Raw genomic sequence first — 15,599 nt, forward strand, 5'->3', positions numbered from 1 at the left:
GGGCATTATTTTTTTGTTGGCGCGAATTCCAGTTGTTTACCGGCAATATCTTCCCATCGGTAATAATGGAAAGTCCTGTCATCACTCATCACTACAAATAAACCATGCCGGAAGGTATCATTCAGCGGGATGTTCACTACATCTGAGCCGTCACTGTGACCGGCACTTACTTTCACCACTTTAAGAAGGGTATGCTTTGTGCCTTCTCTGCTGAAGATATGGAATTTATTGGCTCCCTGGTCAGATACCAGCAGGTAACCTTTTCTGGAAGATGTTTTATAGATAGAAATGCCTTCGTGGTCTTCCGTAAATCCGGTAGTGCCGAAAACGGATAGTTCTTCATTTCCTTTTTCCGGTGCTGCATAGTATTGTCTTACACCGTATTGTTCATCTGAATAGTAGATGTATCCTGCTTCGTTATCTACCGCAATAGATTCTATTTCTTTTTTGCCGCTGTAGTGGCCAAACTTGCGTACCAGTGTAGCTTTTACTTTACCGGCACCGTTGTCGGAGAGCAGGTATTGCCATAAATAGGTACCATCCTGCGGACCGGTTTTGCGTCCTACGATGGCATATTGCTGACCGCTTTTATTGGTGTATACGGCGATGCCCATTAAGTCGCGGTATTGTTTTTCTGTTTCCCCTTCAAATACAGGGATGCCGCCGTCATCGATGGGTTGCATATCGGGCAGTGAAAAGAAACGGAGCTTATGGGTGATGCGTTCGGTGGTAACGGCATAGTCTACACGTTTTCCATTCAGCAGCAGGCCATAGGCAATGTCTACGTTGTTGGGTCGTTGCAGGCCATGTACTACCTGCTTAATTTTACCCTGCAGGTCAAATACGTAGAGCGCGCCGTCTGCTGATTTATCCGTCCCGATTACCAGGCTCTGAGCGGGATTGGCAGGATTTACCCATATGGCCGGGTCGTCAGAGTCGAACTGTACGTGTTCGGTAATGATAGCAGGTTGAATAGCGTTAGTGGTATCTGTGTATGCTGTATTCGTTGATGCGTTGGCGTTGGTATTCCCGATGTTGTTTGCTTTGGCAGCTGGTCTTGCACAAGCAAGAAAACACAGCAGTCCTGGGACTGCTGTGAGTAATAATATATTGCGTTTAGTCATGTGTGTTAGTTCGCTGTTTAGTTTTTAGTGCCATAGGCACCGATGGTAGAAGATGGGGCGGGAGAAGAATAGGTATAACCATTCATCACCAGGCCGGCAGCAAAGTTGCGTACGAATGAAGTTGTACCTGCACCGATGGCGGGTGATCCTGCCTGCACGTGAAAGTCCCAGCTTTTGTTAAAATCCGGATTATTCATTGCTGTGTTCAACGGGTAATTTACGAATTTGGGATCGTTGTCACCTGCTTTGGTGCCGATGATATCGTTCTTACCACCTATTACGTCTTTTGAAGGCTGGAACTGATTTACTGTAGCCTGGTCAAATCCATAATAAAGGTTCTGGCTGATGACAGAGCGTGCATCTTCCGGTTTTTTGGTATCTCTTTTAATACCGAAGCGTGTGTTGGCAAACAGGTTATTATGCAACTCGGCGAATACGGTTGCTTCCACCCAGATAGAGCCACCTTTTACGGTTGGTCTTCTCCATCCGGTGTTGAGGATGGTGTTGTTATAGGCAATGACGTGCGCCTGCGGCGTACGGTCGCCGGAGTTAGAGAGCTTCAGTGCATTGGTATTGGTGGCGTAAAACAGGTTGTATGCCACATCTGCGATACAACCGGATTTGATATTGATGCCTTCTCCGCCGGTGATGCCGGTGCTATAAAATGAATTATTGGAGAAGATAATTTTACCGCCTTCAATGTAGGTGCAGTCTTCGTTGAAGTTCCTGAAAATGCAGTTGGTCACCACCAGTTTACCATTCACATTGCTATACCATAAAGCAGGAAGGTTTTCGCCGCTGGTCGCTTTATAAAGGCCCATTTTCACGGAAGTGGAGGACTCGGTGGTAGTGGCGCCACCGTATTCCAGGATCGTATTGTCCAGCAGGAGTTCAGCGGAGGTAGGTGTAGCAAGAATTCCACCCCATTGTTTGCCAAATTTGCGGCTGTCGTTGCGGAGGTTTTCTTCGATGGTAAATTTCACCGGGTTTTCCGGTGTTCCCATAGAGTAGAAGTTACCTTTTACAATTATTTCCGGTTTGGTGAGGGTATCCATGATCACGATCACCCCTTCTTCTATTACCAGTGTTTTACCTTCTGGTATAATGATATCGCCGGTAATCCGCTGCGTGCTTCCTTTAGACCAGATACCAAATACTTCTCCGTGAATACCGCTACCACCGGTATTGTTTTCTGTAAGGTCTACTGCTATATTGGCTTTTTTGCAACCGGTGATGACGGTAGTGATGAAAGCGATGTAAAAGAAAATATTTTTATATTTCATGACGATGAATATTTTAGCTTCGTTTATAATTTGTAACGTACACCGAGCAGGTAAGTTTGTTTGTAATAATCTCTTCTGAGCAGTGTTTCGTTGGATTTTCCCTGACCGGGAATGGTGGCATTTTTATCGTTGGTACCTTTGATAAATAATTCAGTTGGCGTATTCAGGAGATTGCCTGCTTTGGCAAAAATGCTGAAGTTGTTACGGAATCTTTTTTCCACAGAAATATCCATCTGGATAAATCCTTTCTGCCAGTAATCATTATCCAGGAATTGTGATACTACGGTAATACGTGGGCTGGTATAGGAACCAGCCAGCTGTGCGTCCCATCCATGCTGCGTGTCTTTATACAACAGGGAGAGGTTCCCAATGTGCGCTGACTGGCCGTACAGGGGCCTTGTTTGCTGAGTGGATGCGGTATGGATGTCGCCCTTATCATCTCTGAACCGATAGCTTTTTGAGGTAGTGATAGCAGAGTTGGTATAAGTATAATTCGCCTTGAAGCCTACCTTGTGGAAGAATTTGATGTAATCTACTTCCAGGCCGTAATTATGCGCTGTACCAAAGTTGCCGGGCATGTAGAACTGATCCTGTCCACGAATACCGCCGGGGATAATGGTGTTTTCAATGGGATCCTTAATTTTTTTATAAAATACACCTAAGAGCAACTGATCGGTATGATTCGGAAATAATTCATAGCGCAGGTCGAAATTATCGGCCAGGGCACGTTTCAGATCCGGGTTACCTATTTCTTTATATTCTTCATGTACGATAGGACCAGGTACCAACTCAAAGAAGCCCGGACGGTTGAGGGAACGGAAGTAGGACGCATGGAGGTTCTGGTGGGAAGTGAGTTCATATTTCAGTGTCAGGCTGGGCAATACATCGGTATATACCTGGTTGCCCGTTGGCCGGCTCTCTCCTTTGGAGAAAAGCATATGATATCCCTGATCGGTATGTTCCACCCTTGCGCCACCTGTGATTTCGATGGAAGCTACCTTGAATTTGAACATGCCATATCCGGCAGATGTTTTTTCGCTTGCATCATAGGTCAGGGCATTATCTACGGCACCGGTTGGGTTTTGTAATTCCCATTGAATGTCGGTATAGCTGTTGAAATCTTTACCATATACATCGCCTACATGGAGCGGTTTGAACACGTAGTTATTAACGAAACTGCTTCTTTGTTTATCTCGGTACAATCCTCCCGCGGAGAAATCTACCTTGGTACCGGCAATGCTGGCGGTATAGGTCACGTCTGCATAACCGGCGATATCGTTGTCTGTATTACGTTCCCACCTACGGGCGCCATCATCTATTGTGGTACGTGTTTCCACAAAGTTTTTGCGTATGCCATTTACACTGATGGTAGTATTATCAGGTACTTCGTTTTGTGCAGATGAAACAACGGCAGACCACTGCAGCTTTAATTTATGCGGAATGAGTTTATGTTCGCCGTGCAGGGTAGAAGTATAGATGCGCTGGTTTATTTTCCTGGAGCGCTCTTCGTAGGTGATCTGTGCATTGCCGGCGGCAGGATCAAAATCTGCATTAGATACGTTGGTAGTGATACCTGAACGGGTCTGGAAGCTTTGCAGGTTCATGTAAGATGTATACAGGGACAGCTTATTATTGTCATTAAAAGCATAGTCTATTTTGCCATGGAGACCACTGCGTTTTTGTTGCTCACTGTATTGACGATCCTGCATGGAGGTAATCACCTCGGTTTTATCCGTTTCCACTGCTGCAGAACTATAGAGGGTACTGGTGGTACCTCGGTAATTGTTCTGGAAGCTGCCAGCCAGGATCACGCCCAGTTTATCCTTGAAGAAGCGCTGACCTATTGATAAACCAGCCACTACGTTAGGCGCAAAGTTTTTAGGCTGATAGTTCAGGGTACCGGTGGCAAAGTCTTTAGGTGTGGCATTGTATTTCTTGCCATTTACTTCATAAGGTGATTTACCATTGATGCCACTATGATCGAAGGCCGTAAATCCCTTGTCGAGCAGCATCTGGCTATAACCTGTAGCAACGTTGGCATTGATCGACAGTTTATTCGGCGCATCTTTCATGACCATGTTTACTACGCCGCCGATGGCATCGCCTTCCATGTTAGGCGTCAGTGTTTTGTATACTTCCAGTCGTTCTAACAGTTCGGATGGGAAAAGATCAAGGGGTACATAACGGTATTTATTATCCGGACTGGGTATTTTCACCCCGTTGATGAGGGTATAGTTATACCTTTTATCCATACCACGGAGAATGGCATACTGTCCGTCGCCATTGCTGCTGCGCTCTATGGATACGCCGGATACGCGCTGAATGACGTTGGCTACCGTTAAATCGGGCGATACTTCTATCGCTGCACCKGATACCACATTCATTATCTGGACGGATTTCTGTTCCAGTTTGCGGGCAGTTTTTTCAGAGGAGGCTTTGTTGTTGGCAGATACGACTATCTCGCTGAGACTTTTGCTACTGCGTTCACTCAGGTACACATTAATGTAGGGATTGTCTTTTTCCACAACAGTTACTTGTTGTGTGAGTGTTTTGTAGGTAAGGTGGGAAATGACGAGGGTAAATTTACCGGGTGTTACTTTTTTGAATTCAAAGGAACCATCCAGTCCGGTGAGGGCCACCAGTTTGGTTTGTTCCAGAATAACGGTAACGCCTACCAGCGGTTCCCCTGTTTTCTGATCGTAAACATGCCCTTTCAGACCATCGGCTTTGACGATAGTGATGCTGAGCAGCAGACATAAAAACGTGTTTAAAAGTGCTTTCATTTTTAATGAATTTGATACCGTTTGAGTTCGTGGCAAATGGTATCGCAAATGTGATCTGCTCTGAAAAAAATTACAAGAAAGTGCCATAAGCAAAATGTATACAGCGTTAACAAGCCCGTAAACAAAGCGTAATCAGCGTATACAAATGAGGCGTAAGTATCTGATAATTAATTGATTATTTGTAACATGATCCGCCATTACCATTATGTTACCGGCATATTAACGGAATGTTATGCCTCATAGTCCCTGCACAAAAGTGTTGAGCGTATCGCCCTCCGGGATGTTTAATTTCTTTCGTAACCGATACCTGGCTACACGTAAACTATCTGGTGAAATACCCAGGATCGTGGCCATATCTTTTGAGTCCATATTCATTTTATGGAGGGCGAGTAATTTGATATCGTTGGTAGTAAGATCGCTGTAAAGAGCATTGAGTTTATCGAAGAACACCTGGTGTACCTGTTCAAAGATGCCGGTGAATTCTTTCCATTGTTTTTCGTGATTTACGTTCTGGTTTATTTTCAGCACCAGCTGCTGCAGTTGTTTTTTCTGGTCTCTTTTTTCTTCCTGTACCAGGAGAGAGAGGGTATTTCTCAGTTCATCGAGGAACTGGTTGCGCTGAATAACATCTAGGGTATGGGTAGCCAGTTGTTTACTTTTCAGTTCCAGCTGGTCTTTCTGAACACGGTTGAGTTCTGCATTCCTTTCTGATACAGCCTGGGCCTGGCTGATCTTTAGCTTTTGCCGGGAAATGGTGAGCAGGCAAAGAAGGATGAGGAGCAGGACCACGATGACCACCGCGGTATAAATGATGCGGTTCATCTGGTGGCTGTTTTCCAGCTGCATGATTTCATCATTCTTTTTATTGGTATCATAAATGATCTGGAGGAAGTTCATCTGCTGGTTATTCTGTTCAGAATAAATTTCCGCCAGGCACTTGCGGCTTTGCTCCATATAATAATAGGCGCTGTCGTTGCGGCCCAACAGGTTAAATGTTTTGGCTATATCTTTACCTGCGGCGGCTTCCTGGTATTTGTTGTTGGTTTGTTGTGCAATGGCCAGGGCTTCTTTTGAAAAGGGCATGCTGCGTTTATAGTCGCCCGTTTTCCTCAGCACATCGCCTATATTGTTGATAATTTCTATACCTGCCACGCGTTCATGGTGAAGTTCATACAACCGTAGGGCGTTTTGAAAGTAGTACAGGGCAGTATCGTATTTCTCCAGGTCTTCATGGATGGTGCCCAGGTTTTCATAGATCCCGGCCATGCCGAAGGTGTCATGTATGCCCTGGTACTGCTTCAGTGCCAGTTGCTGGAAATAAAATGCGCTGTCGTACTGTTGTTGTTTTTCGTAGTGATGACCAATATAGCCGTAGGTGGCGGCCATGCCGGCCTTGTCATTTATATCCCGGTACAATGCCAGGGCTTTATCATATTGGGCTTTGGCCCCTTTCTTATTAATATTGCGATAATACAGCAGCCCTATATCATTGATGGTGGCTGCTTCTTCCGCTTTTTGGCGGGTAGTGGCAAAAAGGGTGGCGGCCTGCTGATAATATTCCAGTGATTTAGCGTAGTGGCCCAGTGTAAAGCAGATCCTGCCCATTTGTTGCAGGCATTTGCCGGCGGCTACTTCATCATGGGCACTGACTGCCTGGTCGTACATTTTACGTAATGCCAGGAAAGCTGCATCAGGTGATTGGTTGCTGAGCTTTCCCGCCGCGGCTAACTGCAGGGGCAGGGAGTCCTGCGCAACGGTAACTGTAGCCGGAAAGATAAACAAGCATAGAACGATAAACTGAAAAACCCCTTTCATTTTAATGGTAACACGGTATAATTAAGCATAAATAATCCGCAAAGAATGTTTTTTAGTATTAACTGTATGTTACCAAACCGTTAACCGCTGACATAAAAATGCTTGCGTCCCTATCGGATTTTGTATATTATTGTGACACCGGTTACTTTATTGAACCCGAAAATTAATTCCAGTTAAATATAGATTATGAAAAGAAAATTCTTATTTACCATGCTTTTAGCTGGTGGATTTTGTGCCGCAAATGCCCAGGAGAAAGCCAAGCCTGAAGATACAGAGGTGTATACCCCCGTGCCACCGGAAGTAGTTCCCGCCAAAAAAGCCGGTAATGCTCCTTCTGATGCTGTGGTACTGTTTGACGGCAGCAACCTGGATCAGTGGGTAATGGCCGACGACCGGGAGAAACCGGCGGAATGGTTGGTAGGAAAAGGAATCCTCACCGTTAACAAGAAATCAGGTAACATCGAAACTAAAAAGACCTTTACCAATTACCAGCTGCATATAGAGTGGCGCGTGCCATCCAATATCACCGGTACCGGACAAGGCCGTGGCAACAGTGGTATTTTCCTTGCCTCTCTGGGTAAAGGTGATGCCGGTTACGAATTACAGGTACTGGACTCCTATAAAAATAAAACATATACCAATGGACAGGCAGGTAGTATCTACAAACAGTTTGTTCCGCTGGCAAATCCTACCCTGCAGCCAGGTGAATGGAATACGTATGATGTGATCTGGAATGCCCCGGTATTTGGTGCTGATGGCGCTGTAGTAAAACCAGCTAAAGTCACAGTGATCTTTAACGGTGTAGTGGTGCAGAATGATGTGGAACTGAAAGGACCTACCCAATATATTGGCCAGGCAGCGTATCGCCAGGCACATGGCGCCAGTCCGATTAAACTGCAGGCACATGGTGATAAGAGTGAGCCACTGAGTTTTAGGAATATTTGGGTGAGAGAGTTGTAAATGATATTTTTAGTTATAAGATAAGAGGGCATTTCAAAAGTAATTTTGAGATGCCTTCTTACATTTTGGTAGCGCTGCCGTAGATGGTGGCTCTTTTCTTTTTGTACGCTTCTATGTTCAATTATGTTCTTGATTTGTTTGTTGTTGATACTGGTTGTTTCCTGATTCACCCAAAATTTGTGGCAAAATTTTCTCTCTGGAAATTTATTGCGAATGTTTAGTACTGCCTTTATGATAGCAGTGTATAATTGATGATTGTGAAATGCCGAGATGCAAGAGAGTGTGATTTTCCTTTTGTTTGACCCTGAAAATTTGGATTTAGTTGCTTCGACCTGCCTACAAATGGTGTCCGCGCATCAATTTTAACACGTCTGTTAGCTAATAGCGTTTTGTGGCAACATAGTGCTGTTATATACTGTTTGGATATTTTAATTGATGGATTTTATAAATTAATTGATCGTTTTAATAAATTTATATAACTTTATATGGAAGTCCTTCATATGAATTCTGGTAACTATAAAGAAGCCAGTGTTTCTATTCTTCAGAAAAACGAATTGACAGCATCAGTAAAGAAAAGGTTTGACTTTGATTGGGAGAAGGAGTTGATGTGTGATGTTTATAAACAAACTATTGTCAATGATAATAGCATTCTTGGGTTAATGTCTGTTATGATTTATGAAGCCGAATTGAGATTGGAGATTAAGTTACTGGAAGTAGCAAGGGAAAATAGGGGMGGCAGAAAATCATGATCGTGTTGCTGGAAATCTTATCGCATATGCATGCCAAATGTCATTTAGGAAAGGGTTTGATGGCTTCGTTTCATTGATACCCAAAACCGAGCTTATATCACATTATATAAAAAAGTATCGCTTTAGGCCAATGGGGAAAAATCTTGTGGTCGAAAAAAATACCGCGAAAGCATTGATCACTGAGTATATCGAAATCGATTAAAAATGAAAGCAAAAAAGAACGCAAAAGAAAAACTCTTTCCTGATAATATTTATCCTCATGGACTTTCACCAGAAGAGAAAGCAGCAACTGACAAAGAACTGGTGGCGTATAGGATGGAACAATGGAATAACCGGAGTAAGGAGGAAAGACTGGATGGTCAGCTTATGCAGTTGAAATATCAAATAAAGGAGGTCGTAGAGGCATTGGAATATCAGGAAGAATTTCATTTCGGGTATTTTCTTTCTACATACATCCACATTCTTGGCAAGAAACAAAAGGAGTTTGCAGCAGAAATAAGTGTGGATGAAACCCGTTTAAGTCGGATCATTCATAAAAAAGAATTCCCTAATGATGAATTATTCATAAGGCTGGAACTACATTCCAATAATACCATACCGGCTTTTAGTTGGTTTATGCTCGCGGAAAAAGCGAAAGGCTATAACATCAGAACGAATAAAGAGTTAAGAAAGAAGGAAAAGAAAAATGTGCATAAGACAATAGCGCAGCTATAATTTTTTTTTGCGAAGTGTTTAAAATAATTAGTATTCCGCTTATCTTACTTCAAAGATAAAACTAATTAATTCGCAACAGCATGACCCATCCTCCTGCCATCATCAACAACATCACCATTGACAACAACCTCCTGCAGGGAACCATGCGCTCCCCATCTCTCCATCAATCCTTTCCTATTGAAATTGATCTGGAGGAAGACAGTACCAGCCCCGCCGATTTCGATGATTTAATCAATGAACTGCAACGACTCATCGCACATCTTACTCCCGATCATCTGCAGAAGATAGAAGCATCCATCGCCAGCGAGATAACAGAAAGCGCTTACGAACAAACCGATTATACACCAACAGCCGATGATTTCACTGCCCTGGAAAATGATTTGAAGCTGGTGAAAATCATCGCATTTCCGGACGGCTTTGCATTGGATTATACTGCGGAAGTAAATTATCCGGGTAATCAGATAAAGGTGCAGTTAGATGAGGATTTTAATATCGATGATGTAGCGATTTATGATTAGGAAGGTGCTCCATTTTTACAGCGATAGGGAACGTTCCCATAAAATTATTCTTTTTTTAATTTTCAAATATTCAATTTGAATCTTTACTTTTAGTACGACTACGTTATGTAATGTAATACTATTCCACTTTATCCGGTTTCATGGAGATGGTAATCAATGAACAATTATTGCTGCAAAAGGCTGCGGCAGGGCATGAAGAGTCGTTTACACGCCTCTTTCACCTGCATAAGCATAAGCTGTACAGTTTCCTGCTGCGATTAACAGATTCGCCGGAGATGTCGGAAGATGTGATCCAGGACGTGTTTCTGAAATTGTGGAAAGACCGGGAAAACCTCGTCAATATAGAACAGTTTGGCGGCTACATTTACCGGATGGCCCAGCACCAGGTATTGAATGCGTTCCGGCGTATGGCAAAGGAAACGCTGATCCTGTCTGAGCTCAACAGAGCGGGCAATGCGGTGAATGCCAATGCGGAAGAGCATTTAAATGTGCGGGAGGTACAAGAAATGCTGAAGTCAGCGCTGGATAAATTACCTCCCAAACAAAGGCTCGTTTACACCCTTAGCCGGGAGCAGGGGTTAAAGCATGATGAAATAGCCCGGCACCTGAACATATCTCCTTCTACCGTCAATAACCACATGATTGCGGCGCTGCGTACCATCCGGGAACAGCTGGGCGTACATCTGCACTCCGCCACAGGCGCTTCCTGCCTGCTGGTGATCCTCACTTCTTTTCAACAATAAAAAATTTTTCACCGGACTAGTTATAGGTGTCTTCCCGTTTGTCTATAGTAAGATAGATACCGTGAAGCCGATGTTGATTACCGTAAATATGCAAGATGCTGTCAGCAAGAATTACTTACCTGGTTGAACGATATTTTGACAATTCCGCCACGGCCGCAGAAAGGGAGGAGCTGGCATTGTGGATAGATGGGGAGGCAACAGAGGATCAGCTGGCCGCTGCGCTGGGCGATGCCTGGGCAACGCATGTGCCATTGATCCGGATGCCGGACGAGATGTCAGACCGCATCGTGGCTTCGCTGTTTGGTGCGGCGCCTGCGGAGAAGGTGGTGCCACCAACACGTACTATTCGTTACGGCTGGTGGGCAGCAGCCAGCCTATTATTGCTGGGAATGGGCGGCTGGTGGGCGCTACGGCATACTACTACAAAGTCGCCTGAGATCGCAGATAAACAAACGAGGTATAAAAATGAAGTAGCGCCTGGCGGCAACCGTGCTACACTCACACTGGCAGATGGCAGTGTGATTACGCTGGATAGTGCCGGCAATGGCCTGCTCACACAACAGGGCAATGTTAAAATAGTAAAGCAAAGCAACGGAGAACTGGCCTATGAAGGCAACGGCAATGACGCCACGATGTACAACAGGATGGCCACGCCGCGGGGAGGGCAGTACCGCCTGAAATTACCGGATGGTACCATGGTGTGGCTCAACGCTGCCTCTTCCATTTATTATCCGGCAGCTTTTACGGGCAAGGAAAGAAAAGTAACCATTACGGGAGAAGTATATTTTGAAGTGGCTGCCAACGCCCATATGCCGTTTAAAGTGGCAGCGGGTGCCACAGATGTTACGGTCATGGGCACACGATTTAATATCAATGCCTACCCCGAAGAAGCCACTATCAGTACCACACTGGTGGATGGTGCTGTAAAGGTAACTACCGGCAATACGGGAGCTGTGCTGAAGCCGGGACAACAGGCGAGGGTACACGCCGGCGCATTAGCCGTTATGAATAATATAGATACAGAAGAAATTATTGCCTGGAAAAACGGGTTCTTCCAGTTTACAGATGCAGATATGCCCACCGTGATGAAACAAATAGAACAGTGGTACGATGTAAAAGTGAACTACGAAGGAGCTATCCCTGAAAGGAGCTTTGGTGGCGGTATACAGCGCTCATTGCCCTTGTCGGAAGTGTTAAGTATCCTGGAAGCAAATGATGTCAGATTTAAGATCGAAGGAAAAAATATTACGGTATTGAAGTAAAACCACGTTTCTGAATTGCTATTGTAAAAATGAATTCCACTCCGTAAACCCCTAAGGTTACGGGATCTGCTTGTTATGCAAATAAAAGCCGGAAATACTGGTAATATTTCCGGCGGCATCTGGATAGCATGAACAAAATAAGTCGGCGAAGACTCCTTATTCACTCAACCAAACAATGCAAATGTATGCAAATTACTTGTAACGCTCTTTGCAGCCGGAAAGCTGTTTCTATTCCATGGGCTACCATTTTCAGGGCCCGCAGAAAAGCTCCCGGGCATCGCACGCTATGCTCAACCAAAATGCTGTTAGCTATGAAGTTAACGTTTGTGTTTCTTACCGTCGTCTTCCTCAATGTAAGTGCTACGGGCCTTTCTCAGACCGTGAGTTTTTCAGGGAAAGAGGTGTCACTTAAAACGGTTTTTGCCGCTATCAAAAAGCAAACAGGATACGTAGTATTCTATGATAACCTTTTGCTTAAAAACAGCCACCCCGTGACTTTGTATATGCAGCAGGTACCGCTGGAAGAACTGTTGGCCAAAGCATTGCACGGGCAGGAGCTGAGTTTTTCTATTGTGGACAAAACCATCTCTATTAAAAAACAGATGCCAGTCACGCTGCCGCCTATACTGAAATTGCTCACCTTACAAATGACGCTTACCGGTAGAGTAACAGACGATACCGGTACCCCACTACCTGGCGTCACCGTATTGCAGAAAGGGACCTCTAATGCTACGGTGACCAATGAAATGGGAGAGTATAAACTTTCAGGTATCAACGATGGCGCCATCATCCTCTTTTCCTATATTGGTTTTGATAAACAGGAACTCACCGTACACGGACAATATAAACTGGATGTTCGCCTGAGCAAAGCCGCTAATACAGCCCTCGATGAACTGGTGGTAATAGGTTATGGTACTGTGAAAAAGAGCGACCTCACCGGCGCCGTTTCTTCTGTAAAAGGAGATGCCGTGGCCTCCCGTAAAACCACCCAGATTTCACAGGCATTACAAGGCGCCATGCCGGGCGTAATGGTGACCCGTAATAACAATGCCCCGGGCGCCGTAGCACAGATCCGCGTGCGCGGTATTACCACTATTTCTGAGGCAGGTGCAACACCATTGGTGATCCTCGATGGTGTGCCGGTAGATGATATCAATTCTATTAATCCCAATGACATCGATAATATTTCTGTATTGAAAGATGCTGCCTCGGCTTCTATCTACGGCTCCCGTGCCGCCGCCGGTGTGATACTGGTAACCACCAAACGCGCAAAGAACGGACAGCTGGATCTTAACTACAGCTATGAATATGGTATCGAGAAACCTACCAAACTACCGCAATATGTAGATGCAGTGCGCTTTATGCAGCTCACCAATGAACTGAGATGGAATGATAACGGTAATAATGCCAATGAATATCCTACCTATACAAAAGATATTGTAGACAACTACGCACAGCTGCATGCACAAAACCCCGATCAGTATCCCAATACCGACTGGAGAGCGTTGATCCTGCATAATAGCGCCCCGCGTGAAACACATATGCTCAGCATTGCCGGTGCCGGCAAAACACTGCGTTCCAGGGTATCGCTGGTATATGATAAAAACGGCGCCCTGTACGATAACCGTACTTATAGCCGTATCACTACCCGTATCAATAACGATATCACTATCAACAAATACCTTGCTGCCAGCGTAGATATTAACTTCAAACGCACCATGGTGCAGCAGCCTATTGTGGACCCGATGTATAAAATGGGCATCGTGCCGCCAATTTATGCAGCACTGTGGTCTGATGGCCGCATTGGCGCAGGTAAAGATGGGGCTAACATCTATGCACAAACGAAATACGGCGGTATTAACCATGATTGGTTCAACCAGCTCGGTGGAAAAGTTGGTATTGATTTCACGCCTATAGAAGGACTGAAAGTTTCCGCTATCATCGCCCCCTTCCTGAATTTTGACAAAGGGAAGAAGTTCACACAGAAAGTTCCTTACACAGCATATAATAATCCCGGCTCCATTTCCGGTTATATTGAAGGCGCTACAGAAACCAAACTGGAAGAAAGCCGTAATGATAATTACCGCTATACCACCCAGTTCCTGGTGAACTATACCAAACAACTGAAAGAACATAGCATTAACCTGATGGGAGGTTATGAGTTTTATAAAGCGTCGGATGAACTGCTTGGCGCCTCCAGAGGGCAATACCAGCTGAATAACTATCCTTACCTGGATCTCGGTCCACTGGAGTTCCGGGATAACACCGGCAAGGCTTTTGAAAATGCATATCGTTCCTGGTTTGGCAGAGTCATGTATAGCTATAACGATAAATACCTGTTGCAGGGAAATATCCGCTATGATGCCTCTTCCCGTTTTGCGCCCGGCTATCGCTGGGGAGCCTTCCCTTCTTTCTCCGCAGGGTGGGTAGTATCAGAAGAAAGCTTCCTGAAAAAGTCGGCTCCCTGGTTGTCTTTCCTGAAAGTAAGGGCCTCACTGGGTTCTCTTGGCAATGAAAGGATTGGTAACTATCCTTACCAGGCGTTGCTGAAGTTTGAAAATAATTCCCTTTTTTATAAAGGCAACACCGTGGTATCAGGACAATCAGCTGCACAGTGGCAATACGCTATCCGCGATATCTCCTGGGAAACCACCCGTTCCTGGGATATCGGCGCAGATGTAAACTTCCTGCAAAACCGTTTACGCTTTACCGGTGACTACTATCGGAAAACGACCAGCGATATCTTGCTGGAACTGGAAATACCGGATTACATCGGCTACGATAATCCCTTCCAGAATACCGGCACCATGTACACCAAAGGCTGGGAAATGCAGGTGGGCTGGAACGACCGGATCGGCGACTTCAATTACGGCGTGTCCCTGAACCTCTCCGACTTTGTCACCAAAATGGGCAACCTGGGCGGTACTCAGTTCCTGAAAGATTCTATCATCAGACAGGGTACTGAATTTAACGAATGGTATGGGTATGTATCGGATGGCATTTACCAGACCCAGGAAGAAGTAGATAAATCACCCCGTTTGAACGCCAACGTAAAACCCGGAGATATCCGTTACCGTGATATCAGTGGACCCGATGGTGTACCTGATGGAAAAGTTTCTCCTGAATATGACCGGGTACCGCTGGGAGGCTCACTGCCAAGGTATATCTATGGGGCATCAGTTCAGATGGGATATAAAAACTGGGACCTGGGCCTGACCATGCAGGGGGTAGGCAAACAAAATTCCCGGCTTACCACAGATATGGTACAGCCACTGCGGGAAAATTATGGCACTTTCCCGGCTATCCTGGACGGTCATGCCTGGAGTAAGTATAATACACCCGAGCAGAATAAAGCAGCACAGTATCCCCGCTACACCAATACTTCGGCCGGGAATAACTATGCCATGTCTGACTTCTGGATTGTTAGCGGCGCTTACTTCCGGTTGAAAAATATTAATGTGGGTTATACAATGCCCAACGACCTGGTGAAGAAAATGCATATACAGGGCATTCGTTTATACGCCAGCGTTAGTGACCTGTTTTCGCTGCATCATTTTCCCAAAGGATGGGATCCGGAACAAGGTGGACTCGGTTATCCTATTACTACCAGTTATGTTTTTGGCGCATCTGTTAAATTCTAAAATTCCA

The 15,599-nt window shown here is 45.1% G+C and carries 11 protein-coding genes; 7 read left to right on the top strand and 4 right to left on the bottom strand.

Going from position 1 to position 15,599, the window contains the following annotated elements; genetic code table 11:
- Positions 1 to 5: 5 nt before the first annotated feature.
- From AC1DCV_RS04495 to AC1DCV_RS04510, 4 genes are all read right to left on the bottom strand, one after another.
- Positions 6 to 1,124 carry a phytase gene (locus tag AC1DCV_RS04495; protein ID WP_477022042.1) on the bottom strand — a complete coding sequence of 373 codons (1,119 nt, stop codon included), beginning with the start codon at positions 1,122 to 1,124 and terminating at the stop codon, positions 6 to 8.
- A gap of 17 nt (positions 1,125 to 1,141) precedes the next feature.
- Complete coding sequence (locus tag AC1DCV_RS04500) at positions 1,142 to 2,407, bottom strand: hypothetical protein (protein WP_477022043.1); 1,266 nt, start codon at positions 2,405 to 2,407, stop codon at positions 1,142 to 1,144.
- Positions 2,408 to 2,430: 23 nt separating this feature from the next.
- On the bottom strand, positions 2,431 to 5,190 hold the full coding sequence (locus AC1DCV_RS04505; protein ID WP_477022044.1) for a TonB-dependent receptor: 2,760 nt from the start codon (positions 5,188 to 5,190) through the stop codon (positions 2,431 to 2,433).
- Between the two features lie 237 nt (positions 5,191 to 5,427).
- Positions 5,428 to 7,005 (bottom strand): tetratricopeptide repeat protein, encoded by a 1,578-nt coding sequence (locus AC1DCV_RS04510; protein ID WP_477022045.1) that lies wholly within the window; start codon positions 7,003 to 7,005, stop codon positions 5,428 to 5,430.
- Positions 7,006 to 7,191: 186 nt separating this feature from the next.
- On the opposite strand from AC1DCV_RS04510, the gene AC1DCV_RS04515 reads away from it, so the two are divergent.
- The 7 genes from AC1DCV_RS04515 (at position 7,192) to AC1DCV_RS04545 (ending at position 15,592) form a co-directional block, all read left to right on the top strand.
- Complete coding sequence (locus AC1DCV_RS04515) at positions 7,192 to 7,965, top strand: 3-keto-disaccharide hydrolase (protein WP_477022046.1); 774 nt, start codon at positions 7,192 to 7,194, stop codon at positions 7,963 to 7,965.
- Positions 7,966 to 8,450: 485 nt separating this feature from the next.
- The gene (locus AC1DCV_RS04520) at positions 8,451 to 8,714 is read left to right on the top strand and encodes a hypothetical protein (protein WP_477022047.1); all 264 of its coding nucleotides are present in this window, start codon (positions 8,451 to 8,453) and stop codon (positions 8,712 to 8,714) included.
- 204 nt (positions 8,715 to 8,918) lie between these two features.
- Complete coding sequence (locus tag AC1DCV_RS04525; protein WP_477022048.1) at positions 8,919 to 9,428, top strand: hypothetical protein; 510 nt, start codon at positions 8,919 to 8,921, stop codon at positions 9,426 to 9,428.
- Between the two features lie 80 nt (positions 9,429 to 9,508).
- On the top strand, positions 9,509 to 9,946 hold the full coding sequence (locus AC1DCV_RS04530) for a hypothetical protein (protein ID WP_477022049.1): 438 nt from the start codon (positions 9,509 to 9,511) through the stop codon (positions 9,944 to 9,946).
- A 140-nt stretch (positions 9,947 to 10,086) separates the two neighbouring features.
- Positions 10,087 to 10,689 (top strand): RNA polymerase sigma factor, encoded by a 603-nt coding sequence (locus tag AC1DCV_RS04535; RefSeq protein ID WP_477022050.1) that lies wholly within the window; start codon positions 10,087 to 10,089, stop codon positions 10,687 to 10,689.
- Positions 10,690 to 10,784: 95 nt separating this feature from the next.
- Positions 10,785 to 11,951 carry a FecR family protein gene (locus AC1DCV_RS04540; protein ID WP_477022051.1) on the top strand — a complete coding sequence of 389 codons (1,167 nt, stop codon included), beginning with the start codon at positions 10,785 to 10,787 and terminating at the stop codon, positions 11,949 to 11,951.
- A 311-nt stretch (positions 11,952 to 12,262) separates the two neighbouring features.
- Positions 12,263 to 15,592 (top strand): TonB-dependent receptor, encoded by a 3,330-nt coding sequence (locus tag AC1DCV_RS04545; RefSeq protein WP_477022052.1) that lies wholly within the window; start codon positions 12,263 to 12,265, stop codon positions 15,590 to 15,592.
- Positions 15,593 to 15,599: the final 7 nt, after the last annotated feature.

It is taken from the genome of Chitinophaga sp. 10T418 (assembly GCF_056394125.1).

What these genes read in the sequence shown, in the direction of transcription:
- AC1DCV_RS04495 (WP_477022042.1), bottom strand. Translation starts at nt 1,124, where the DNA reads ATGACTAAACGCAATATATTATTACTCACAGCAGTCCCAGGACTGCTG.
- AC1DCV_RS04500 (WP_477022043.1), bottom strand. Translation starts at nt 2,407, where the DNA reads ATGAAATATAAAAATATTTTCTTTTACATCGCTTTCATCACTACCGTC.
- AC1DCV_RS04510 (WP_477022045.1), bottom strand. Translation starts at nt 7,005, where the DNA reads ATGAAAGGGGTTTTTCAGTTTATCGTTCTATGCTTGTTTATCTTTCCG.
- AC1DCV_RS04515 (WP_477022046.1), top strand. Translation starts at nt 7,192, where the DNA reads ATGAAAAGAAAATTCTTATTTACCATGCTTTTAGCTGGTGGATTTTGT.
- AC1DCV_RS04525 (WP_477022048.1), top strand. Translation starts at nt 8,919, where the DNA reads ATGAAAGCAAAAAAGAACGCAAAAGAAAAACTCTTTCCTGATAATATT.
- AC1DCV_RS04530 (WP_477022049.1), top strand. Translation starts at nt 9,509, where the DNA reads ATGACCCATCCTCCTGCCATCATCAACAACATCACCATTGACAACAAC.
- AC1DCV_RS04535 (WP_477022050.1), top strand. Translation starts at nt 10,087, where the DNA reads ATGGAGATGGTAATCAATGAACAATTATTGCTGCAAAAGGCTGCGGCA.
- AC1DCV_RS04540 (WP_477022051.1), top strand. Translation starts at nt 10,785, where the DNA reads ATGCTGTCAGCAAGAATTACTTACCTGGTTGAACGATATTTTGACAAT.
- AC1DCV_RS04545 (WP_477022052.1), top strand. Translation starts at nt 12,263, where the DNA reads ATGAAGTTAACGTTTGTGTTTCTTACCGTCGTCTTCCTCAATGTAAGT.